This is a genomic window from Billgrantia sp. C5P2, assembly GCF_051062895.2.
The window spans coordinates 2943216-2966014 of the sequence record NZ_CM128542.1 but is presented as its reverse complement, the minus strand read 5'-3'; the positions used below and the strand labels follow the sequence as shown (position 1 = coordinate 2966014).

At 64.9% G+C, this 22799-nt stretch carries 18 protein-coding genes; 15 read left to right on the top strand and 3 right to left on the bottom strand.

The window, feature by feature from the left end; translation table 11 throughout:
* Positions 1-7 precede the first annotated feature (7 nt).
* Positions 8-1294 (bottom strand): NAD(P)/FAD-dependent oxidoreductase, encoded by a 1287-nt coding sequence (locus ACRWQA_RS13695; protein WP_434229096.1) that lies wholly within the window; start codon positions 1292-1294, stop codon positions 8-10.
* 248 nt (positions 1295-1542) lie between these two features.
* Between ACRWQA_RS13695 and dnaX the strand changes: the two genes are divergently transcribed.
* Genes dnaX through ACRWQA_RS13665 form a run of 6 tightly spaced genes read left to right on the top strand, consistent with a single transcriptional unit; the run spans position 1543 to position 6551 of the window.
* Positions 1543-3594 (top strand): DNA polymerase III subunit gamma/tau, encoded by a 2052-nt coding sequence (gene dnaX / locus ACRWQA_RS13690; RefSeq protein WP_434229094.1) that lies wholly within the window; start codon positions 1543-1545, stop codon positions 3592-3594.
* Between the two features lie 38 nt (positions 3595-3632).
* Positions 3633-3959 carry a YbaB/EbfC family nucleoid-associated protein gene (locus tag ACRWQA_RS13685; protein ID WP_263583352.1) on the top strand — a complete coding sequence of 109 codons (327 nt, stop codon included), beginning with the start codon at positions 3633-3635 and terminating at the stop codon, positions 3957-3959.
* Positions 3960-4018: 59 nt separating this feature from the next.
* Positions 4019-4624, top strand: coding sequence for a recombination mediator RecR (gene recR, locus ACRWQA_RS13680; protein WP_263583353.1), 606 nt, complete (start codon positions 4019-4021; stop codon positions 4622-4624).
* Positions 4625-4660: 36 nt separating this feature from the next.
* Positions 4661-5791, top strand: coding sequence for a ribonuclease D (gene rnd, locus ACRWQA_RS13675; protein ID WP_434229091.1), 1131 nt, complete (start codon positions 4661-4663; stop codon positions 5789-5791).
* Positions 5788-6099: a YcgL domain-containing protein gene (locus tag ACRWQA_RS13670; protein WP_263583355.1), complete on the top strand. Its 312-nt coding sequence runs from the start codon at positions 5788-5790 to the stop codon at positions 6097-6099. Before rnd ends, ACRWQA_RS13670 begins: the two co-directional genes overlap by 4 nt.
* Positions 6100-6101: 2 nt before the next feature.
* Entirely contained in the window at positions 6102-6551 is a 450-nt protein-coding gene (locus ACRWQA_RS13665; protein ID WP_263583356.1) for a YcgN family cysteine cluster protein, read from the top strand.
* Between the two features lie 70 nt (positions 6552-6621).
* Here ACRWQA_RS13665 and ACRWQA_RS13660 read toward each other — a convergent pair whose 3' ends face one another.
* Positions 6622-8715, bottom strand: a complete 2094-nt coding sequence (locus tag ACRWQA_RS13660) for a S9 family peptidase (protein WP_434229089.1) — start codon at positions 8713-8715, stop codon at positions 6622-6624.
* 85 nt (positions 8716-8800) lie between these two features.
* Here ACRWQA_RS13660 and ACRWQA_RS13655 point away from each other — a divergent pair, with 85 nt between their 5' ends.
* The 9 genes from ACRWQA_RS13655 (at position 8801) to ACRWQA_RS13615 (ending at position 21706) form a co-directional block, all read left to right on the top strand.
* A complete protein-coding gene (locus tag ACRWQA_RS13655; RefSeq protein ID WP_434229088.1) occupies positions 8801-9280 on the top strand; it encodes a hypothetical protein in 480 nt (159 codons plus the stop codon).
* A gap of 9 nt (positions 9281-9289) precedes the next feature.
* Positions 9290-11134 carry a vWA domain-containing protein gene (locus ACRWQA_RS13650; RefSeq protein ID WP_434229086.1) on the top strand — a complete coding sequence of 615 codons (1845 nt, stop codon included), beginning with the start codon at positions 9290-9292 and terminating at the stop codon, positions 11132-11134.
* On the top strand, positions 11127-11960 hold the full coding sequence (locus ACRWQA_RS13645; RefSeq protein ID WP_434229084.1) for a class II glutamine amidotransferase: 834 nt from the start codon (positions 11127-11129) through the stop codon (positions 11958-11960). Before ACRWQA_RS13650 ends, ACRWQA_RS13645 begins: the two co-directional genes overlap by 8 nt.
* A 215-nt stretch (positions 11961-12175) precedes the next feature.
* Complete coding sequence (locus ACRWQA_RS13640; protein ID WP_263583361.1) at positions 12176-13843, top strand: AMP-binding protein; 1668 nt, start codon at positions 12176-12178, stop codon at positions 13841-13843.
* A gap of 98 nt (positions 13844-13941) precedes the next feature.
* Positions 13942-17967 carry an ATP-dependent RNA helicase HrpA gene (gene hrpA / locus ACRWQA_RS13635; protein ID WP_434229082.1) on the top strand — a complete coding sequence of 1342 codons (4026 nt, stop codon included), beginning with the start codon at positions 13942-13944 and terminating at the stop codon, positions 17965-17967.
* A gap of 82 nt (positions 17968-18049) precedes the next feature.
* Positions 18050-19171, top strand: coding sequence for a beta-ketoacyl-ACP synthase III (locus ACRWQA_RS13630; protein WP_434229080.1), 1122 nt, complete (start codon positions 18050-18052; stop codon positions 19169-19171).
* A 39-nt stretch (positions 19172-19210) separates the two neighbouring features.
* On the top strand, positions 19211-19990 hold the full coding sequence (locus tag ACRWQA_RS13625) for an MlaA family lipoprotein (protein ID WP_434229078.1): 780 nt from the start codon (positions 19211-19213) through the stop codon (positions 19988-19990).
* Positions 19991-20001: 11 nt separating this feature from the next.
* On the top strand, positions 20002-21207 hold the full coding sequence (locus tag ACRWQA_RS13620; protein ID WP_434229076.1) for a PP2C family protein-serine/threonine phosphatase: 1206 nt from the start codon (positions 20002-20004) through the stop codon (positions 21205-21207).
* On the top strand, positions 21194-21706 hold the full coding sequence (locus ACRWQA_RS13615; protein WP_263583366.1) for an STAS domain-containing protein: 513 nt from the start codon (positions 21194-21196) through the stop codon (positions 21704-21706). Before ACRWQA_RS13620 ends, ACRWQA_RS13615 begins: the two co-directional genes overlap by 14 nt.
* A 67-nt stretch (positions 21707-21773) precedes the next feature.
* On the opposite strand, the gene tal is transcribed toward ACRWQA_RS13615, so the two are convergent.
* Positions 21774-22709: a transaldolase gene (gene tal / locus ACRWQA_RS13610; RefSeq protein WP_263583367.1), complete on the bottom strand. Its 936-nt coding sequence runs from the start codon at positions 22707-22709 to the stop codon at positions 21774-21776.
* Between the last annotated feature and the right edge of the window lie 90 nt (positions 22710-22799).

Genomic DNA, 22799 nt, shown 5'->3' with positions numbered 1-22799 from the left:
CGTTTCCCTAACGCCAGCGCTGGAGAAGTTGGTAATACCACATCCCCGCGGCCAGCAGCGGGTTGCCTAGAGCATCGCCGAACGGCACCTTGACGTGGCGACAGGCGGCGAAGGTATCGAACTCTTCCATATGGCCGGAAATCGCCTTGGCCATGATCTCGCCGACGATGTGCGAGGTCGCCACGCCATGACCCGAATAGCCCTGGGCGTAGTAGACGGTGTCGGAGAGCCGGCCCAGCATGGGGATGCGATTGACCACGATGCCGGCCATGCCCTGCCAGGCATAGTCGATCGGGGTTCCCCTGAGCTGAGGGAAGGTGGCCTCCAGGCGCGGGCGCAGCTCGGCGGCGATATCGGGGGAGTCCCTGCCCGAGTAGTTGGCGCCGCCGCCGAATAGCAACCGGCCGTCGGCGGTGAGGCGGTAGTAGTCGAGCACGAAGCGGCAGTCGTAGACGGCAAGGTCGTGGGGATTGATGGCCTCGGCCAGCCCGCCCAGTGGCGCGGTGGTGACGATGCCCAGCGAGGCCGGGAACAGCTTGCCGCCAAGCCGGCGCCGCTCCAGGCGGTGGTAGGCGTTGCCTGCCAGAAGCACCCGCTCGGCGCGGACCGTGCCGTGCTCGGTGATAACGGCGGGAGAAGGCCCGTGCTCGATGCGGACGACGGGCGAATGCTCGAAGATCTCCGCGCCCAGCGACTCGGCGACGCGAACTTCGCCCAAGCACAGGTTGAGCGGATGCAGGTGCAGGTTGCAGCGGTTGAGCAGCCCGCCGTGATAAAGTTCGGTGCGCACCACCTCGCGTACCTGGCGGGCATCAAGCAGCTCGACGTGCTCGCCCATGCCGCGGGTCTGACAGGCCTCGAAATCGGCCCTGAGAGCCTGCATGTGCGAAGGCTGCCAGGCTGCCTGCAGGTGGCCATGCTTGAGGTCGCAGGGAATGGCGTATTTTTCCACCCGCTCGCGGATGATGCGCTGGCCGCGCCAGCGCAGGTTCCAGACATAATCGTCGGCGGCCTCGCCCAGGGTGCGGCGCATCTGCTTGCGCATGGCCGCTTCGCCGGAGAGGCTGCCGGTCACCTGGCCGCCGTTGCGCCCGCTGGCGCCCCAGCCGATCTTGTTGGCCTCGACGATGGCCACCCTGTAGCCGCGCTCGGCCAGCTCTACCGCCGTGGCCACTCCCGTGAAGCCGCCTCCGACGATGGCGATATCGACCTCCACCTCGCCCTGCAGCCGTGAGTAGTCCGACTCCTGAAGGATCGATGCGGTGTAATAGGAGGCGCAGCGTGGCTCGGCCATGTTGACTCCACAAGACGTCGAAAATACTCAACGCATGCTAGCACAGCATGCGGATTGGACACGTTCGGCATGGTGGTCGCCCCCTGCTGCCGGCGCTCTGCGTGAGGGGCGAGCTTTGCGCCTTCGGCATCAGCCGGTAGAATGGGGGTTTTCACATTCGGCTCGTCGGCCGGACTTCTCGCCGGGGCAAAGCAGGCCCTGCTCCGACCGGCTGCCCGCCAGCCCCGCTGCAAGGAATACGTGCTGCAATGAGCTATCAGGTTCTGGCCCGCAAGTGGCGGCCGCGTACGTTCCATGAACTGGTCGGCCAGGAGCACGTCCAGCGTGCGCTGGTCAACGCCCTCGACCAGGGGCGTCTGCACCATGCCTACCTGTTCACCGGCACGCGAGGCGTCGGCAAGACGACTCTGGCAAGAATACTTGCCAAATGTCTCAACTGTACCGCCAAGGGGTATGGCGACGACGGCGTCACCTCCACGCCCTGCGGCGAGTGCGACAGCTGCCGTGCCATCGACGAGGGGCGCTTCGTCGACCTGATCGAGGTCGATGCCGCCTCGCGCACCAAGGTCGAGGACACGCGTGAACTGCTCGACAACGTGCAGTACGCCCCTACCCAGGGGCGCTACAAGGTTTACCTCATCGACGAGGTGCACATGCTCTCCACCAGCAGCTTCAACGCGCTGCTGAAGACGCTGGAAGAGCCACCACCCCACGTCAAGTTCCTGCTCGCCACTACCGATCCGCAGAAGCTGCCCGCCACGGTGCTGTCGCGCTGCCTGCAGTTCACGCTCAAGAACATGCCGCCGGAGCGCATCGTCACCCACCTGGCCAAGGTCCTCGAGGCCGAGAGCATCGGCTTCGAGGAGAGCGCCTTGTGGTTGCTGGGGCGGGCTGCCGACGGCTCCATGCGCGATGCCATGAGCCTGACCGACCAGGCCATCGCCTTCGGCCAGGGTCAGGTCCGCCATGCCGACGTCGCTGCCATGCTGGGGACGCTCGATCACCGCCATGTGCTGGCGCTGGTCGAGGCCTTGGCCGACACCGACGCTCCCAGGCTGCTGAGCGAGATTGCCCAGTTGGCCGAGCAGGGGCCGGATTTCGCCGCGGTTCTCGACGACATGACGGCGGTGCTGCACCGCCTGGCCGTGGCACAGATGGTGCCGGATGCGGTGGACAACGGCCACGGCGATCGGGAAACGGTGCTGGCGCTGGCCTCGCGCTTCACCGCCGAGGACGTGCAGCTCTACTACCAGATCGGTATCCAGGGGCGTGGCGACATGGCCCACGCCCCCGATCTGCGTACGGCGCTGGAGATGACCCTGCTACGCATGCTCGCCTTCCGCCCCCAGGGTGTGCCCCAGCCGGCTAAGACACCACTACCGCTGCGCGGGTCGGACGTTGGCGGCACGCCTCCCGCACCCGCGGGTGGGACGGGCGAGTCACCGCCCCACGCCCAGAACGCCGGCAGTACGACCTCCATGCCACCGAGTCGGCCGGCCTTGGATTCCACCGGGCAGCCGGCCGAGCCGGCTCCAGTGCAGAGCACACCAGAGCCTGGCGTCGAGAGCGAAAGAGCCGAGCCACCCCCGCCTTGGGAGGAGCCAGCCGATGCGGCCATGACGCCGCCGCTGGGCGCGGCTTCCCATGCCACGGCCGAGTTCACGCAAAAGGCTCCCGTCGTCTCACGGGACAACCACGGCACACCGGTGGCAGCGATCGAACAACCGTCGACTCAGTCATTCGCGACCAGGCAGGACATGGCGGAAAAGGCGGAGGAGGGCGACACTGTCGTATTGGAAGCCCCTGAGCAGTTCATCGAAGCGCCGGCCGTCGAGGAGTCGAGCGCTGAGGAGTCCGAGTCTCAGGCCGTTGCAGCCAGCGCTGCCAGCACCGGCTTGCTTGACCATGCCCGCTGGCTGGATCGCTTCGACAGCCTGGGCCTGGGAGGGCTGACGCGCAACCTCGCGGCCCACTGCGTGGTCGAAGCCGATGACGGCAACCGGCTGACGCTGCGCCTGGACCCGTCGCAGGAGGCCATGAACGCCGAGATACACGTGCGCCGAGTGCAGGATGCTCTGGCCACTATCGGCGTGCCACGCCAGTTGGCGATCGAGCCGGGACCACTGCCGACGGAGGTGGAAACGCCTCGACAGCGCGCTGACCGGATCGCCGCCGAGCGCCATGCCGAAGCCGTGGCAGCCCTGCAGCGCGACCCGCATGTCAGGCAGTTGCAGGATACCTTCGGCGCGCGCTTGATCGAATCGAGCGTCAAGCCGGCGGAAATGGCGCCAAGGGCCTGATACCGACAGTTTCACTTTGCCAAGCGAGAGGAACGATCATGATGAAAGGTGGAATGGGCAACCTGATGAAACAGGCCCAGGAGATGCAGCAGAAGATGCAGCGCGTTCAGGAGGAAGTCGCCAAGGCCGAGGTGACCGGCGAAGCCGGCGCCGGCATGATCAAGGTGACCATGAACGGCCGTCACGACGTGAGCAAGGTCGACATCGACCCCAGCGTCATGGAGGAGGACAAGGAGCTGCTCGAGGACCTGCTGGCTGCGGCTGTCAACGATGCCGTGCGCAAGGTCGAAGCCAGCTCGCGCGAGAAGATGGAGGAGGCCACGGCGGGGCTCAATCTGCCACCCGGCTTCAAGATGCCCTTCTGACTCGGCTGAAACCGGCGGCGCTCGACCATGCGGCGTTAACCATCCTCTAGAGGTACCGAATGAGTTTTTCCCCCCTCGTCGAGAGGTTGATGGAGTCGCTGCGGGTACTGCCGGGTGTGGGCCCCAAGACCGCGCAGCGCATGGCGATGCACCTGCTCGAACGCGAACGCGACGGCGGGCGTCGCCTGGCCGCCGTGCTCGAGCAGGCCATCGAGCAGGTGGGCTATTGCCGGCGTTGCCGCACCCTCACCGAGGAGGATATCTGCGGGCTATGCACCAGCAGCCGGCGCGACGATGCCCTGCTGTGCGTGGTAGAGTCGCCAGCCGATCAGTTGGCCATCGAGGAGGCCGGCGGATTTCGCGGTCGCTATTTCGTCCTCCACGGCCATCTCTCGCCGTTGGATGGCATCGGCCCCGAGGACATCGGGCTCGAGCAGCTCGAGGCGCGTATCGCCGAAGGCGGCATCAGCGAGGTGATCCTGGCCACCAATCCGACGGTAGAGGGCGAGGCCACGGCGCACTACATTGCCGCTCAGCTCACGCCCCACGGTGTCACGCTCTCGCGTCTGGCCTATGGTGTGCCCATGGGCGGGGAACTCGAGTATGTCGATGGTGGCACCCTCAGTCGTGCCTTCAACGGACGCCTGCCGTTTCGTGGCGATTGACGCCGCTACATTGTTTGCACCCAGCTGGACGAACGCATGACCCTGACCCCCGAGATACGCTGGATCGATACGCCCGAGGCACTGGATGCCGCCTGCGCCGAGGTGGCCCAGGCCGAGGTCATCGCGCTGGATACCGAGTTCTTTCGTGAAAAGACCTTTCACCCGGTCCCGGCGCTGATCCAGTTCTCCGCCGGTGGGCTGGCCTGGCTGGTCGATCCGCTGGCGGTCGAATGCACAGAGTCCTTTCGCCGCCTGCTGGGCGAGGGGCCGCTGAAGCTGCTGCATGCCAGCAGCGAAGACCTCGAAGTGCTGGCGCACTGGGCCGGTGTCACGGTGGCTCCGCTGGTGGACACCCAGGTGGCCCAGGCCCTGCTGGGGGAGGATGCGGCCATGGGCTACCAGCGCCTGGTGCAGCACTGGACCGGCGAGACCCTGCCCAAGGACGAGACCCGCTCCGACTGGCTAAAGCGCCCACTGAGCGATTCCCAGCGGCTCTATGCGGCGCTCGACGTGGTCTTTCTGCTCGAAGTCTGGAAACACCAGCGCGAAGCACTGGAACGACAGGGGCGGCGCGAATGGCTCGAGGCCGACTGTCGTGAACTGCTGGCCCAGGCGCTACGCAGCGATGCGGCTGATGAACAGTGGTTCCGCCGTCATCGTCAGCTGTGGCGGCTTTCGCCGCGCCAGATCGAGGCGTATCGGCTGCTGACCACCTGGCGCGAGGGCGAGGCGCGGCGACGCAACCTGCCGCGGGGTTGGCTGTTCAGCGATCGGGTGCTCTACGGCATTGCCGAGCGCATGCCAGAGAACCGCTATCAGCTCGCCGAAGTCGAGGAGGTCAAGCCGAGCCAGGTCAAGCGTGATGGCGATACCCTGCTGGCGCTGGTGAAGCGGGCGCAACAATGCGAGGAGGCGGAGCTGCCGCCTGCGCACCCGTCGCCGCTGGGAGCGGACTACAAACGACGCATGAAGGCCCTCAAACGGGTCGTGAACGAACGTGCCGAGACTCTGGGGCTGGCGCCGGAAGTGCTGATGCGCAGGCGCGATCTCGAGGCCATGATCGCAGCCGATCTGGCCGCCGAGCCGCTGCCTCTTCCCCAAGGCTGGCGTGGAGAATGCCTCTCGGTACCCCTGGCGCAGGCACTGGACGAGGTGAAAGCCGAATGACGGATGACCGCATGCAAGGCGACAAGCTGCTGTGCGAGATTTACAAGAGTTCGCGTAGGGAGGAGATGTATCTCTACGTGGACAAGCGGCAGGGCCTCACCGAGGTGCCCGAGGCGTTGCTCGACCGCTTCGGCAAGCCAGTCTTGACCATGACGCTGATCCTGACGCCGGAAAAAAAGTTGGCGCGCGCGCAGGTGAGCGAAGTCATGGCGGCGATTCGTGACAAGGGATTCTATTTTCAGATGCCGCCAGCCAAGGATGAGTATCTCCTCGATCTCTACCGCACACCGACGGAAGCCCGTTATTGACCATGCGCGAACGTTTCTGGGAGCGCTTCGATCTCGAGGAGCTCACCGCCGAGGAGTGGGAAGCGCTGTGCGACGGCTGCGGACAGTGCTGCCTGCTCAAGTTCCAGGACGAGGATAGCGGCGATCTCGCCGTGCTCGGTGTGGCCTGCGAGCTGCTGGATATTCACAGCTGCCGCTGCAGCGATTATCCCAATCGCCAGGCTCGCGTGCCCGACTGTGCCCGGCTCACTCCGCAGCGCGTCGACGAATTCCGCTGGCTGCCGAAATCCTGCGCCTATCGCCGTATCGCAGAAGGGCGTCGGCTGGCCGGTTGGCATCCGCTGATTTCGGGCGACCCGGAGCGCGTTCATCGCAAAGGGATCAGTGTGCGCAGCTTTGCCATTTCCCAGCGGGACGTGCCCGAAGAAGAACTGGAAGACCACATTATCGCCATACTGCCGATCGACGGCTGATCCCTCCAAAGAATGAGCCCCTAGCCAAGCACGAGACCCGGCCCTCGGCCGGGTCTTCGCTATCCCGTGTTCAAGGTTCCCTGTCGGCGAGTCCCAGCGCCCAGAGTATGAAGGCGTCCTGACGTGCATTGTCGTGCCACGCCTTGAATCGCCCCGAGGCGCCACCATGCCCGGCGGCCATGTCCGTACGCAGCAGCACGGGGCCGCGAGCGGTACCCATCTCGATCAGCCGGGCATAGAGCTTGGCTGGCTCCCAGTAGGGAACCCGGGTGTCGTGCCAGCTACCCTGGAGAAACATGGTGGGGTAGGGCTGGGGGGAGAGGTTGTCCAGCGGCGAGTAGGCATGGATGCGTTTGCGCGCGTCCAGCTCGTCGGGGTTACCCCATTCGCTGTACTCCGCGGTGGTCAACGGCAGGTCGGGATTCTCCATGGTGCGCAGCACGTCGACGAAGGGCACGTCGAGCACGGCGGCACAGAACGCTTCGGGCGCCAGGTTGAGACTGGCACCGACCAATAGGCCTCCTGCACTGGCGCCATAGGCGGCGATGCGCTCGCCGTCGCTGAAACCCTTTTCGACCAGTGCGTTGCGTGCTGCGAGGAAGTCGCGAAAGCTGTTCTCCTTGTGCTCGAGCTTGCCGGCCAGGTACCAGGGCTCGCCTCGGTCGCCACCGCCGCGGACATGGGCGACTGCAAAGGCCATGCCACGGGCGAGGAGTTCGAGCCTGGCGATCGAGAACCAGGGGTCGAGGACTTCTCCATAGGCACCGTAGCCGTAGAGCAGGGTGGGCAAGGGGTGGCCGGCCAGGTCGGCACGCATCACCACCGATACCGGTATGCGTTCGCCGTCGTGGGCATGCGCCCAGATACGCTCACAGCAAAGGTCCGCTGGCTGCAGGTTGCCGTGGATCGGCTGTGACTTCAGTACGACACGCTCCTCGCTGTCGAGGTCGTACTCGAGCCAGCGTACCGGCATGACGAAGGACTCCTCGCGCACGCGCAGGCGGCGGCTGGCGAAGTGCGGCACGTCGTCCAGCATTACGCTACAGGGGGATTCCGGCAGGGGTAGGCGCTCGTCGCGGCATATACCATGGCGAACATCGAGTTCGATGATGCGGATGCGAACCTGGGCCTCATGATGGTCGCGCTCGGTGATGGCCAGGCCCCACGCGAAGGCCTCGACATCTTCGAGCGTGGTGTCGTCGCGGTGCCCGAGCAGCGGCTGCCATTGGGCGTCGAAGTCGTGTTCGTCGGCCACGTCCAGGCAAAAGTGCGGTGCGTTGCGGTTGTGCAGGATGTAGAAATGTCCTGGGCGGTGTTCCAGCCCATACTCCACACCTTTCTCTCGCGGCCGAAAGCAGCGCGGCGCCTGCTCTGGCGCCAAGGCCGGCAGTAGGTGGCACTCACTCGTGTCCTTGGAGGCGCTCTCCAGTACCAGCCACTGGCGTGAGCGTGTCTTGCCCAGGCCGAGCCAGAACTCGGGGTCATCCTCGCGCAGTATCAGAGAGGGTTCACCGGCCTGGCCTTCGTCGAGCGGCAGGCGCCAGATGCTGTCGGGGCGCTGCGTGGCGTCGTAACGCGTGAACAGCAGGGTGGCATTGTCTTCGGCCCAGGTCAGTTCCGGGCCGATTTCCTCCAGCAAGAGGCGTGTCTCGCCGTTGGGTAGTGCCTTGAGATAGAGTGAAAAACGTTCGTCGCCACTGGTGTCCTCGGTCCAGGCCAGCCAACATTCATTGGGCGACAGCGCCATGTCGCCCAGCTCCAGGTAATGCTCTGCAGGCGCGCGCGCCTGAAGATCGAGAAAGATGCTCGCCTCCTCCGCGCGGCCATTGGGATGACGCCACCATACCGGATAATCGGCGTCGGTTGCCGTCTCGCTCCAGTAGGTATAGTGGTCGAGCGCGGTGCGCAATCCGTGGACCGCCAGCTCGCGGCGTGCAAGGTGACCGTGATAGAGCCGCTCGATCAAGTCCTCGAGAGGTGCCATCCAGGCCTGGGAATCCTCGTTGGCGGCCTCGAGAAAGGCCTGGACGCGTGCATCGTCGCGCTCTTCCAGCCAATGCCACTCGGGATCCTCGATGCGTCGAAACCGTTCGACCGGCGAAGGAAGTGGCTCAGTGCGGTTGGTGGCGGTGGGATTCGGGCGATGTGGCGGCTGTGCTTTCATTGGGTCGCGTGTACCATACTCAAGGTGACTTTCCATCCTGTACGATCCGTCAAGGGGCGGGCCGTGACGTGAAAATGAGGTATCGATGCTGACATCCGATTCGATGTCCCTACTATGGCTGACCTATCTGGGTTTGTCTCTGATCGTGCTGGTGGCCGGCTACCTGGCACTGGCCTTCCTGCCACGCCTGCTGCGCCTGCCGATTACCTGGATGGTGGCGGGTATCCTGTGGATGCCCACCCGCTTTCGGCTGCCGCTGGTGGAAGATGGCGAGTTCTACACCGGCATGGCGCCGGCGGTGGTGGTGTCGGCCGTTGCCTTTCTCGAGCGCAATGGCTCGGTGCTGGTGACTTCCGGCTTGCTGGTGGTCGCCGGAGCACTGCTGGGTATTGCCGTTGGCATTCTGCAGGCGTGGTGGTTCCGCACGGATGCCATGGCCAGCGAAGACGCGCAGGAAGAGAAGAAGCGGGAAGATAACAAGCAGCGAAATAACAGCAGGCGCAATGGCCAGCGTGGCGAGCCGTCACGTCAGCCACTCAAGCGCCGGGAGCCGAAAATCGGCTAGGGAGCCCCGATGGGGAGGGAGTGCAACAAGGTATGGCACTGGCTGGTCGGTCTGGCCGGGTGCCTGGTCGTGTCGAGCTGCCTGTCTGCCGCAACGCTCGAAGAGTATCCGGAAGTCCGGGTCATCATCGATGTCTCCGGCAGCATGCGTCACAACGATCCCGACCAGCTCGCCGCCGAGGCGCTGGATTTACTGGTAACGCTGGTGCCCAGTGGTGCCAGGGCTGGTGTCTGGACCTTTGGCGAGCGGGTGGCAAACCCATTGCAGCCCAGTCCCGCCAACCTCGAATGGCGTGATCGCGCCAGGGCCCTGTCCAGCCTGTTGGTCGACTACCAGCAGTACACCGATATCGAGTCCGCCATCTACCAGGCGGCATCGGCCGGGGAGGTCACGGGCCCGCGTCACCTGGTATTGCTCACTGATGGCAGGATCGACCTGCCCGACTGGCGTGGCAGCAAGCCGGCCATTGACCGGTCCTCGCGGGAAGCGCTGCTGGATGAGCTCGGCCCGAGGCTGGCCGAGGGGGGTATCGTGGTACATGCCATCGCCTTTTCCGAGGAGGCCGACCTGGACCTGGTGGAGCGTCTCGCCCAAATGACCGGGGGGCTTTCGGCGCCAGTTGCTGCCCCCGATGCCTTGATGGGGGCATTCCTCGCCATTGTCGATCGCATCTTTCCCAGCGATCGGGTGCCGATCACCGACCAGCGTTTTCTCATCGAGCCGGGCCTGCGCGGTTTCACTGCGCTGCTGTTTCGCGGCGAAGAGGGGCCTGAGCTGGTGGGGCCGGATGGCCGGCGCTACTCCGCCGATTCCCCTCCCGAGGGCGCCGAGTGGCGCAGTGAATCTCGCTATGACCTCGTTCATGTGCCCAACCCTCAACCGGGGCAATGGCGCCTGGACGGTGCGCCGGGGCTGGAAAGCCGCATCACTATCGAGTCCCCACTCAGCCTGCAGACGGCCGGTGTGCCGAGTACGTTCTACCTGGGGTTCGACGTGCCGGTGGAAGCCTGGCTCGCTCGCGAAGGAGAAGCGGTAGGCGTCGAGGAGCTGCCGACGCATTTGCGGTTGACGGCAGAGCTGCACGACTCCTCGGGTGCGGTGCAATCGGCCGTGGTTCTCAGGCAGCAGGAGGAGCGTTTCGTCGGCCGGTTGCCGGCGCCGGCCCTGGGGGGCACGGCTCAGTTCGTCGTGCGTGCCGAAGGCCAGGGCTTCCGTCGCCAGCGGGTACAGGCGATCAATGTGTTGCCGGCGGTTGCCGCTCAGCATGACGAGGCCGGCCAGCAGGTTCTCCTGGCGGCCGAGCATCCTCAACTCGATCGTGACAACACCCGCCTGTACGGCCAGTTGCAGGGGGCCCGCCTCGAGGCGGAACCCATCGCTGAGCGGCGCTGGCGCATTGCCCTGCCCGAACTCGACATGGCGCTTAGCGTGCCGCTGATCCTGCGTGGCGAAGTCACCCTCGACGGCGAGACGCGAGAGCTGTACCTGCCGCGCCTGATGTTGTTCCCTGCGGTCGATACGGCGATCGACCAGGTCGATGCCAGTCCTGCCCTGGAGGTGGCGCGCTTCCACGAGGAGCTGTCACCGGTGCGCGAGCCTCGCGCGAGGTCCGAGTCGGCGTTGCCGGAACCGGTCGAGCGTGTCGTCAGGCACATGCAGGAGCTGCCGCGGATCGCCCAGGAGCGCTGGAATGAGTGGCGCCCCGTGCTGGCAGGGCCGCTCGAAGAAGCCCTGCGTGAGCCGCATCGGCGCTGGCTGCTGGGTGGTCTTTTGCTTGCTTGCGTGCTCTTGCTGCTGCTGTGGAGAATGACGAGACGGCGTCGCGCAGCGCCACGGGAGGAGCCGCATGTGTGAACTGATGGGCATGAGCGCCAACGTGCCCACCGATATTTGTTTCAGCTTCACCGGTTTCCTGCATCGCGGTGGCGGTACCGGTCCGCATCGTGACGGCTGGGGGATCGCGTTCTACGAGGCGGGCGGCTATCGTGACTTTCGCGACCCGCATCCTTCGGTACGCTCCCCCATTGCACGGCTGATCACCGACTATCCGATCAAGTCGCATATCGCCATTAGCCATATCCGCCAGGCCAATGTCGGCGAAGTGCGTCTGGCCAATACCCATCCGTTCACTCGCGAAATGTGGGGCCGAACCTGGTGCTACGCGCATAACGGCCAGCTAGAGGAGTGGCAAGAGTTGCCGCTGAGCTTCTACCGGCCGGTGGGCGACACCGACAGCGAACACGCCTTCTGCTGGCTGCTTGCCGCCCTGCGCGAGCGCTTTTCCGAGGCGCCCACGCTGGCGGCATGCGATGCCACGCTGTATGGCCATCATGTGGCGCTCTGGCAGCGGCTGCACTGCCTGTGCGAGACGCTGCGGGCCAAGGGCGTGTTCAACCTGCTGCTGGCCGATGGCGAGTTCCTCTACACCTATTGTTCGACCAAGCTGGCCCACATCACCCGCCGGGCGCCGTTCGGCAGCGCGGAACTCTCCGATGCCGAGCTGACGGTCAACTTCGCCGAGCACACCACTCCCGACGACATCGTCTCGGTGATTGCGACCGAGCCGCTGACCTGCAACGAGGCCTGGGTTCGCATGGCGCCGGGTGAGCTGTTGGTATGGCGGCATGGCCGTATCGTCGCTCGTTTCGTTGCCGAATCCTCCTCTTCGGGTGAGGAATAGTCATTCTGCTGACTGACTTGCCTTTCTACTTTCTTTTGCCCAGTTTGGTAGTCAGGGCGGGCGTTCGTTCAGGAATGGTAATGGTTGAACAGTCGTTTCAATCGACTGTTTTACAACGATGCGATGCCTGGTATATCGTTAGGGTTTAGCCAGAACAAGAACCGTCGAGGTCGAGGGTGAGCGACCGAAGCGACGATGCTACGGAGATAGCGCCAATGAGTGAGCAAGCCAACGCCGGTATTCTCAACGGTCCCGAGCTGGAAGGCATGGAGAAGTACCGTTCGCTGATGGATGTCTTCCACGAAGCGGTCAAACGCTTTGCCGACAATCCGGCGTTCACCTGCATGGGACAGACCCTCACCTTCAGCGAACTCGATCGTCTCTCGGCCGACTTTGCGGCCTGGCTGCAGCACGAAACCGGGCTGCAGCCAGGCGATCGCATAGCAATACAGCTGCCCAACGTGCTGCAATTCCCGGTGGCGGTATTCGGTGCGCTGCGTGCCGGGCTGGTAGTGGTCAACACCAACCCTCTCTACACCGAGCGGGAAATGGCCCACCAGTTCAAGGATTCGGGCGCGCGGGCGATCCTGATCCTGGCCAACATGGCAAGCAAGCTCGAGAAAGTGCTCGACCGCACCGACATCGAGCACGTTCTGGTCACCGAGCTCGGCGACTTGCACGGTTTTCCCAAGCGCTTCCTGATCAATGCCGTCGTCAAGCACGTCAAGAAAATGGTGCCGGCCTTCTCGCTGCCAATGGCGGTGCCTTTCCGCAAGGCGTTGAAGGACGGTGCCTCGCGCCAGCACCGCGAGGTGGAGCGCGGGCTCGACGACATCGCCGCGTTGCAATACACCGGCGGGACCACCGGCATGCCCAAGGGCACCATGCTCACCCATTGCAACCTGGTAGCCAACATGCTGCAGGCGCGTGAGGCCATTGGCCCGGGGCTTGACGAGGGCAAGGAGGTGGTGATCGCGCCGCTGCCGGTCTACCACATCTATACCTTCACCGTGAACTGTCTGTTCCTGATGGAGACCGGCAACCACTCGATCCTGATCACCAACCCGCGCGACCTGGACAACTTCGTCAAGGAGCTGCAGAAGGTCAAGTTCACCGCCTTCATCGGTCTCAACACTCTGTTCAATGCGCTGTGCAATCGCGAGGATTTCCGCAAACTCGACTTCTCCCGCCTGCATCTGACCATCTCCGGGGGCATGGCGCTGACCAAGGCGGCTGCCAGTCGCTGGCAGGAAATCACCGGTTGTCCCATCGCCGAGGGCTACGGCCTGACCGAGACTTCGCCGATCGTCAGCTTCAACCCGGTCGATGCCATCCAGCTCGGTACCATCGGCAAGCCGGTGGCGGGTACGGCGGTCAAGGTCGTGGATCACGAGGGCAACATCCAGCCGCTGGGCGAGCCGGGCGAACTCTGCGTGAGGGGCCCCCAGGTAATGAAGGGGTACTGGAACCTCGACGAAGAGACCGCCAAGGTACTGACCGAAGATGGCTGGTTTTATACCGGCGACATTGCCGTCCTTCAGGAGGACGGCTACATCAGGATCGTCGACCGCAAGAAGGACATGATCCTGGTGTCGGGCTTCAACGTCTATCCCAACGAGATCGAGGATGTCGTCGCGGCGCACCCGGGCGTGGTCGAATCGGCCGCGGTGGGAGTGCCCGACGAGGATAGCGGCGAAGCGGTCAAGCTGTTCGTGGTCAAGCGGGATGAAAGCCTGGACGAGCAGGGCCTGCGTGATTGGTGCAAGACGCAGTTGGCCGGTTACAAGGTGCCCAGGTTTGTCGAATTCCGCGACGAATTGCCGAAGACCAACGTCGGCAAGGTGCTGCGGCGCCAGCTGCGCGACGAGCAGGGCGAAAAGTAGGCCTCGCTAATTGGCCGATCTTAGACCCGCGGCGCTACAATGACCTGCCCGTTCCGGCTTTCCGGAGCGGGCAGGTCTTTCTTGGTAAGAGGAGTGTCGTGAGCACAGCAACCCGAACTGGTTTCGCCAATGTCGCCGACAGGACAGAGCTGGAGCGCTTGGAGGGCGCCTTGGGCGAGGTCATGCTGCGCGATCGAGATGTGCTGGCGCGTAGGCTGAACGGGCTGCGCCGTCGTGCCCACGAGGGCAAGCCGGTGGATCGCGGGCTGGCCGAGGTGGCACGCAGCGTCGCGAGTTCCGCAGCGCTGGCGGCAAGGCGCGGCGCCCAGCCGGTGACCTTGAACTATCCCCCCGAGCTGCCGGTGGCCGAGCGCCGCGAGGACATCCTCGCCGCGCTGCGCGAACACCAGGTGGTGGTGGTGGCCGGCGAGACCGGCTCCGGCAAGACCACCCAATTGCCCAAGCTGTGCCTGGAGCTAGGCCTGGGGCGCCGCGGCCTGATCGGCCATACCCAGCCACGTCGCCTCGCGGCGCGCTCGGTTGCCACGCGCCTGGCCGAGGAGCTCGAGGTGCCGCTGGGCGAGCAGGTGGGCTACCAGGTGCGCTTCACTGATCAAACCGGCGACGATACGCTGGTCAAGCTGATGACCGACGGCATCCTGCTGGCCGAGACCCGCCACGACCCCGAGCTGTCGCGCTACGAGGCGATCATCATCGACGAGGCGCACGAGCGCAGTCTCAATATCGACTTCCTGCTCGGCTATCTCAAGCGACTGCTGTCGCGACGCCCCGACCTCAAGCTGATCATCACCTCGGCAACCATCGACGTGGAGCGTTTCGCGCGTCATTTCTCCCTGCCCGGGGCGGACGGCGAGCCGATGCCCGCTCCGGTTGTAGCGGTGTCGGGGCGCACCTATCCAGTGGAAGTGCGCTACCGGCCGCTGGCGCGAGAGGCCGACGACGAAGCCGACCGTACCCTGCAGGAAGGAATACTCCACGCGGTGGAGGAGATCGAGCGGATCGAGCGCGACAAGCGCTGGTTCCACGGGCCGCGAGACGTTCTCGTTTTCCTGCCCGGCGAGCGCGAGATCCGTGAAGCCGCCGATATCCTGCGCCGCGCCGATCTCAAGGGCACCGAGATCCTGCCACTCTATGCGCGGCTCTCCAACGCCGAGCAGAACCGCGTTTTCGCACCGCACACAGGGCGGCGCATCGTGCTGGCCACCAATGTCGCCGAGACCTCGCTCACGGTGCCCGGTATCCGCTACGTGATCGACCCCGGACTGGTGCGCATCAGCCGCTACAGCTACCGGTCCAAGATCCAGCGCCTGCCGGTGGAGCCGGTCAGCCGGGCCAGCGCCGACCAGCGCAAGGGCCGCTGTGGGCGGGTGGCGGAAGGGGTCTGCATTCGCCTCTACGACGAGGAGGATTTCCTCTCCCGGCCCGAGTTCACCGACCCCGAGATCCGCCGTACCAACCTGGCGTCGGTGATCCTGTCGATGCTGTCGCTGGGGCTCGGCGATATCGAGCGTTTCCCCTTCGTCGACCCACCCGATTCACGTTTCATCAAGGATGGCTTCCGCCTGTTGTTCGAGCTCGGCGCGGTGGATGCGACCGACCGTCTGACCCCGGTCGGACGCAAGTTGGCCCGGCTGCCCATCGACCCGCGCCTGGCTCGCATGGTGCTGGCAGGCGCCGAGCAGGGTGGGCTGCGCGAGGTGCTGATCGTGGTCTCGGCGCTGGCGGTGCAGGACCCCCGCGACCGCCCGTCGGATAAGCGCGAGGCCGCCGATCAGGCCCATCGGCGTTGGCAGGATCCCGATTCCGATTTCGTCGCGCTGCTCAACCTGTGGCGCGGCTTCGAAGCGGCGCGCGACGAACTCTCGGGTAACCGCCTGCGGCGCTGGTGCAAGGAGCACTACCTCAACTACCTGCGCTTGCGCGAATGGCACGATACCTTCCGTCAGCTGCGCCAGTTGCTGCGCGAGATGGAGATCGAGGTGCCGGCCCCGATGGCCCTGCCTCCGGCGGGAGAAGGGCAAGACCAGATTCGAGAACAGGCGCGTCGACAGAATGCCGTGCAACTGCACAAGGCGCTGCTGCCGGGGCTGCTCTCGCACTTGGGGATGCTTACCGAGAACCGTGAATACCTGGGCGCGCGCAATCGCAAATTCGTCATCCACCCTGGCTCGGGCCTGGCCAAGAAGTCGCCGAAGTGGATGATGGCATTCGAGCTGGTGGAGACCACCCGCTTGTTCGCGCGCACGGTGGCCAAGATCGAGCCGCAGTGGATCGAACCTGTGGCAGGGCACTTGGCCAAGCGCAGCTATAGCGAGCCGCACTGGGAGATGAAGCGTGCCCAAGTGGTGGCCAAGGAACAGGTCACCCTGTTCGGCCTGCCTATCGTCTCGGGGCGCAGCGTGCATTACGGGCCGATCGCCCCGCGCGAGGCACGCGAACTGTTTATCCGTCGCGCCCTGGTCGAAGGGGAATTTCGTACCAAGGGCGAATTCTTCGACTACAATCGCGCTCTGATAGCCGAGGTGGAGGAGCTCGAGGATCGTGCCCGCAAGCGCGACATCCTGGTCGACGAGGAGACGCTGTTCGCCTTCTACGACGAGCGCATTCCCGAGGATATCGTCAACGGCAAGGGTTTCGAGGCCTGGCGACGGAAAGCCGAAGCCGAGGTTCCCGGCATCCTCAAGTTCGATCGGGCCGCGTTGCTGGCCCGCGAGGCCGAGGAAGTCACGCAGGAGCAGTATCCCGACGAGTTGGTGCTGGGTGGGGTGCGCTATCCGCTCAGCTATCGTTTCGAGCCCGGTGCCCCCGACGATGGCGTGACGCTGACGGTGCCTGCGGCCATGCTGCCCCAGTTGCCCCGGGCGCGGCTCGAGTGGCTGGTGCCGGGGCTGTTGCGCGACAAGTGTATCGCACTGCTCAAGTCGCTACCCAAGTCGATTCGCCGCCAGGTAGTACCTATCCCCGATTGGGTCGATGCGGCGCTGGAGACGGTCACGCCCGATGACGTGCCTCTCACCGAGGCGCTGGCCGAGTTCCTGCGTCGACGCACCGGGGTCCGCTTGCATGCGGACGACTGGCGCAGCGACCAGCTCGAGCCGCACCTGGTCATGAACGTACGCGTCATCGATCACGAGGGGCACGAACTGGGGCAGGGGCGCGACGTGCGCGAGCTCGAGCGGCGCTTCGAGGCGGCGGCGGGCGCAGGGGCCCGGGCGCTGGCCGTCGAGGTCAGCGATGCCCCCAGCGTGACCGACCTGCCAGAGACGGCGCTGCCGGAGTCGCGGGTGACGACCCAGGCCGGCATCCGCGTCGAAGCCTATCCGGCATTGGTGCCCGAAGGCGAGGAGTTTCGTGTCGAGCTGTTCGATCATCCCGGCAAGGCCGAGCAGGCCCACCGCCGGGGCGTGGTGCGCTTGGCCATGGCGCGCCTTCCCGACCAGGTGCGCGCGATCCGGCAGACCAAGGGGCTCGATGCCTGCGCCCTGCTGTTCACCAAGGTGGGCAGCAAGCAGGCGCTGGTCGAAGATGTGGTCGAGGCGGCCTTCGCTCGCACCGTGGCGCAGGCGCCACTGCCGCGTTCCGCCGCGGAGCTGTCGGCACGGCTCGAGGCGACGCGCGCTGAACTGGTACCCAGTGCCGAGATGCTGGTGGCAACGCTCAAGAAGGCCCTGGAGGGGCACCTGGCGGTAACCAAGGCGCTGAAGGGCAACCTGAACCTGGCGTTGGCGCTGGTTTACAGCGATATCAAGGCCCAGATGCAGCGGCTTGTGCACCCCGGCTTCGTGCTCGAGGCGGGTGAGTGGCTCGAGGAATATCCACGCTACATGGAAGCGGCTGCGATTCGGCTGGAGAAGGCACCGCGCGAGCGCATGCGCGACCAGATGCACATGCAGGAAGTCCAGGACTTCGAGGCGCGCCTGGCGGCGCGGCGCGAGAACCAGCGTCGGGGCGGGCACGAGGACCCCGAGCTGGTGGAATTCGGCTGGTGGATCGAGGAGCTGCGGGTGTCGCTGTTCGCCCAGCAGCTCGGCACCCGCATGCCGGTCTCGGTCAAGCGCCTCGAACGCCGCTGGGCGGAGCTGGTGGGACACGGTCAAGCGTGACCGCGCCGCGCCGATAAGAGATATGAGGCGTCGGTTCGCCGACGTACAGTCAGCGGCCTGAGGCCGCACGAGGGAGATGATGATGACAGACGTCGTGATTACCGGTACGGGACTCTTCACGCCGGAACACGCCATCGATAACGATGCCCTGGTAGCCTCGTTCAATGCCTGGGTGGATGCCGAGAATGCCCGCCATGCCGCCGCTATCGAGGCCGGAGGGCGCGAACCGCTCCAGCACTCGAGCAGCGAGTTCATCGTCAAGGCGTCCGGTATCCACAGTCGCTACGTGCTGGATGCCGAAGGCATCCTGGACCCCACGCGCATGCGCCCGCGTCTGCCGCAACGCAGCAACGACGAGCCCTCGATCCAGTGCGAAATGGGCCTTGCCGCCGCACGGCAGGCCATGGATGCGGCAGGCGTCGAGGCCGGTGACATCGATATGGTGATCGTTGCCTGCTCCAACCTGGAGCGGGCCTACCCGGCGGTGGCGGTAGAGTTGCAGGCGCTGCTGGGAACCAAAGGGCATGCTTTCGACATGAACGTGGCCTGCAGTTCGGCGACCTTCGCCATCGACCTGGCGGCCAGCGCCATCCGTGGCGGCAACATCCGGCGCGCCCTGGTGGTGAACCCAGAGATCTGCTCGGCCCACCTCAACTTCCGCGATCGCGATAGCCACTTCATCTTCGGTGACGCCTGTACCGCCCTCGTGCTGGAAGATGCCGAGCTGGCCACGGCCGAGATTCGCTTCGAGATCCTCGGCACGCGCCTGGCCACACGCTTCTCCAATGCCATCCGCAACAATGCCGGCTTCCTCAATCGGGTCACCGACAGCGACCCCCTGGCCAGCGACAAGCTGTTCGTGCAGGAAGGGCGCCGCGTCTTCAAGGAAGTCTGCCCCATGGTGGCGGCATTGATAAACGACCACCTGGCCAGCCTCGAGCTTTCCGGCAGCGACCTCTCGCGGCTGTGGCTGCACCAGGCCAACCATCACATGAACGACCTGATCGCTCGGCGAGTGCTGGGTCATGATCCCGAGTCCGGACAGGCGCCGATCATCCTCGACCGCTATGCCAATACCAGCTCGGCGGGCTCGATCATTGCTTTCCATCTGCACCATGCCGACCTGGTGCCAGGTAACGTTGGGGTGGTCTGCTCGTTCGGTGCCGGGTACAGTGCCGGCTGCGTTGTGGTGCGTCGATCATGATGCATCAGCTCACGCCAACACCATGAGGAGACATATCCGATGGCTGTGAAGCAGACCGGCTTTCTCACCCGCGTCCTGGTCGCCCTGGCGGCAATGGCCATGCTGGCGGGTTGTGCCGGGCAAGTGGCGGTGGAGGATCGCCACCCCGATGACCCTTGGGAGGGCTTCAATCGCCGGGTGTTCTCCTTCAACGAGGCAATCGATCGGACCGTGCTCAAGCCGGTTGCACGTGGCTATCGTGCCGTGACTCCGCAACCGGTGCAGACCGGTGTCGGCAATTTCTTTTCCAACCTTGGCGAGATCCGTACCGCACTCAACAGCCTGCTGCAGGGCAAGCCCGCCAATGCCGGGCTTTCCACCTCGCGCTTCCTGATCAATTCGACGGTGGGCATCGCCGGCCTATGGGATTTCGCCACCCACATGGGCATTACCGCCGAGGAGGAGGATTTCGGCCAGACCCTGGGTGCGTGGGGCGTGGGCGAGGGGCCCTACCTGGTGTTGCCTCTGCTGGGGCCCAGCACGGTGCGGGACACCTCCGGCTTGCCGCTGGACATGTACACCTATCCTTTGACTTACGTCGAGGATGACAAGGTGCGCTATGGCCTGACCGCGCTGCGGATCGTCGACGTCCGCGCCGGTTTTCTCGACCAGGAGGAGTTGATCCGCGGAGACCGCTATGTCTTCATTCGCGATGCGTATCTGCAGCGCCGTCGCTTCGAGGTCACGGACGGCGAACTGGGAGAAGACCCCTTTGCCAGCGACGAATTCGAATTCGATTTCGACGATGCCGACTTCGACGATGCCGACTTCGCCGATTGAGGCCTGAGCCGATGGATGCACCCAAGCCGTTGATCGGCTTACTCGACGAGCCCGGCGCCTATCGCGACGCCTTGGCCGATACCATCGCCCGCGACGGTCTGGCCGTGTTCGCGGCAGAGCGCCTCGAGGACCTGCCGGCGGAGACGGTTCTGGTCGTGGCCCATGCCCAGGCCATTCCCAGCCTGGCGTGGTCGAGCCTGACGGAGCGTTTGCCGACCGTCGTGGTCAGCGATTCACGCCTCGACGCCGACCTGCTTACGGCGGTAGACGTGGGGCTGGTGGACTATGTCGTCGAGCCCATGCGTCATGGGCCATTGCTGCGGCGAATGATCCGCAAGGCGATCGAATTGCGGCAACTGGAGGATGAGCGCAAGCATGACCGCGAGCGCCTCGCCCAGCTCAATGCGCATCTCGAGGAGCTCAACGAGAGCCTGGAAACGCATTTGGCGCTGCTGCGACTCGACCAGCAGGCGGGCGGCCAGATCCAGCGCAAGCTGCTGCCGCCCCATCCGCAGACCATTGGTGGGGTGACCTGCGACTACTGGCTGATCCCGTCGCTCTACCTGTCGGGGGATTTCCTCGATTTCCAGCGCTTTGACGAGCGTTATACGCTGTTCTATTTTGCCGATGTGTCGGGCCACGGGGCCTCGTCCGCGTTCGTCACTGTCCTGCTCAAGTACCTGTTCAATGGCTGGCTGGGCGACTGGGATGCCAGCCAGCCGGAGGAACTGCCGGCGCGCTGGCTGGCGTCGCTCAACCGTGAACTGCTGGACGCCGGGATAGGCAAGCATGCCACGCTGTTCGTTGGTGTCATTGACCAGCAGACCCATGAGCTTCACTATTCGCTTGGCGCGCAATTGCCGAAGCCGCTGCTGGTGGCCGATGGAGAAGTGCTGGAGTTGCCCGGAGAGGGTATGCCGGTGGGCCTGTTTCCCGGTGTGGAGTATCCACGTTTGAGGTATAGGTTGCCGCCGAATTTCCGGTTATGGTTCTGTTCGGATGGAATATTGGAGTGCCTGCCGGGCGAGACGCTCGACGCGCGGCTCAGGGAACTCGAGCAACGAGTGCTGACCTGTACGACGTTGGAGCGGCTTCGCGACAGCCTGATGCTGGACACCCCCCAGGACATCGATGCCGAAGGGGATGACGGCGGACAGGAACTGCCCGATGACCTGACGATCATGGTGTTGAGCGGATTTGGCAATGATCACGAATGAAGGCCGCGTCCAGGCGGCGTTCGACTCTGGTGTGTTCGTGCTCAAGCTGTGCGGCGACGTACGCTTGACGCTGTGCGCGACGCTGGATACCCAGGCCCAGCAACTCGCCCGTACACCGGGCCTGCAATCCCTGATCATCGATCTGCGCGAGGCCACCAACGTGGACTCCACCGCTCTGGGCTTCCTGGCCAAGGTCGCCATGGCGGTCAAGGACAGGATCCTCTACAAGCCGACCATCGTGGTGAACAACCCCGACGTGCAACGCATGCTCGAGGTCATGGGTTTTGCCCAGTATTTCTCCATGGTGGAGGCACCGCTCACCGAGACCAGCGAACTCAGCGACCTGCCCGAGATCCCGGCCGACATGGAAGAGATGCGCAAGCGCATCCTCGAGGCGCATCGCATCCTGATGCGCATGAGCGAGCACAACCGGGAAGAGTTCCAGCCGCTGGTCGAGATGCTGGAGGCGCAGGAGAGCCCCCACACCGACAAGCACTAGCTTGCCTGGTTACCTGCTTCAGCAGGCGTGGTGCCACACCTGCTGCCTGAGTGATTGCCGCTTATCGTTATTGGCGTAATTCGCCCAGCAGCTTTTCCAGCTTGCGCTGATCGGCGGCGAACTTGCGTATGCCTTCGGCCAGCTTCTCCGTGGCCATGGCATCCTCGTTCATTTCCCAGCGGAATTCCGCCTCGTCCTGGGGCTCCGGCGGCGAGGTTTCGGCGTCGGCCGGGCTCAGCCGGCGTTCGAGCCGCTCATGGCTTTCGGCCAGTTCGCCCAGCAGGGTCGGGGAAATGGTCAGGCGATCGCAGCCGGCCAGCGACAGGATCTCCCCGACATTGCGGAAGCTGGCCCCCATCACGATGGTCTTGTAGCCGTGGCCCTTGTAGTGCTCGTAGATGCGTCGGACCGACTTGACCCCGGGATCGTTGTCGCCGCTGAAATCGGCATCCGGCCACTCCGCCCGGTGCCAGTCGAGAATGCGCCCGACGAAGGGCGAGACCAGCGTGACGCCGGCATCGGCACAGGCCTGTGCCTGGGCGAAGCTGAACAGCAGGGTCAGGTTGCAGTGGATGCCCTCGCGCTCCAGCTGGCGAGCGGCGCGGATACCTTCCCAGGTCGAGGCGATCTTGATCAGGATGCGCTCGGGACCGATGCCGCGCTGATCGTAACGCTCGATCAACGAGCGTGCCCGGGCCAGGGTCGCCTCGGTATCGAAGGATAGCCGGGCGCTGACTTCGGTGGAGACGAAGCCGGGCACGAGGCTGCTGATCTCGCTGCCGATCTCGACGGCGACGGCATCCAGGGCATCGTCGATATCGGTGGCCTGACGGGCGATTTCCGCCAGCCGCTCGCGACGGCCCTCATGCTGTGCGGCCTGCAGGATCAGCGAGGGGTTGGTGGTGGCGTCGGTGGGCTGAAAACGACGGATGGCATCGATGTCACCGGTGTCGGCTACCACGGTGCTCATCGTCTTGAGTTGGCTAAGCAGGTCCTCTGCCATTGCAGTCTCTCCTGAGGGTCGGTATCGGGCCACTTTATCAACTGGACGTGAAGGCGAACAGACGCGGGGACCAAGCAGCAGGACATGAGT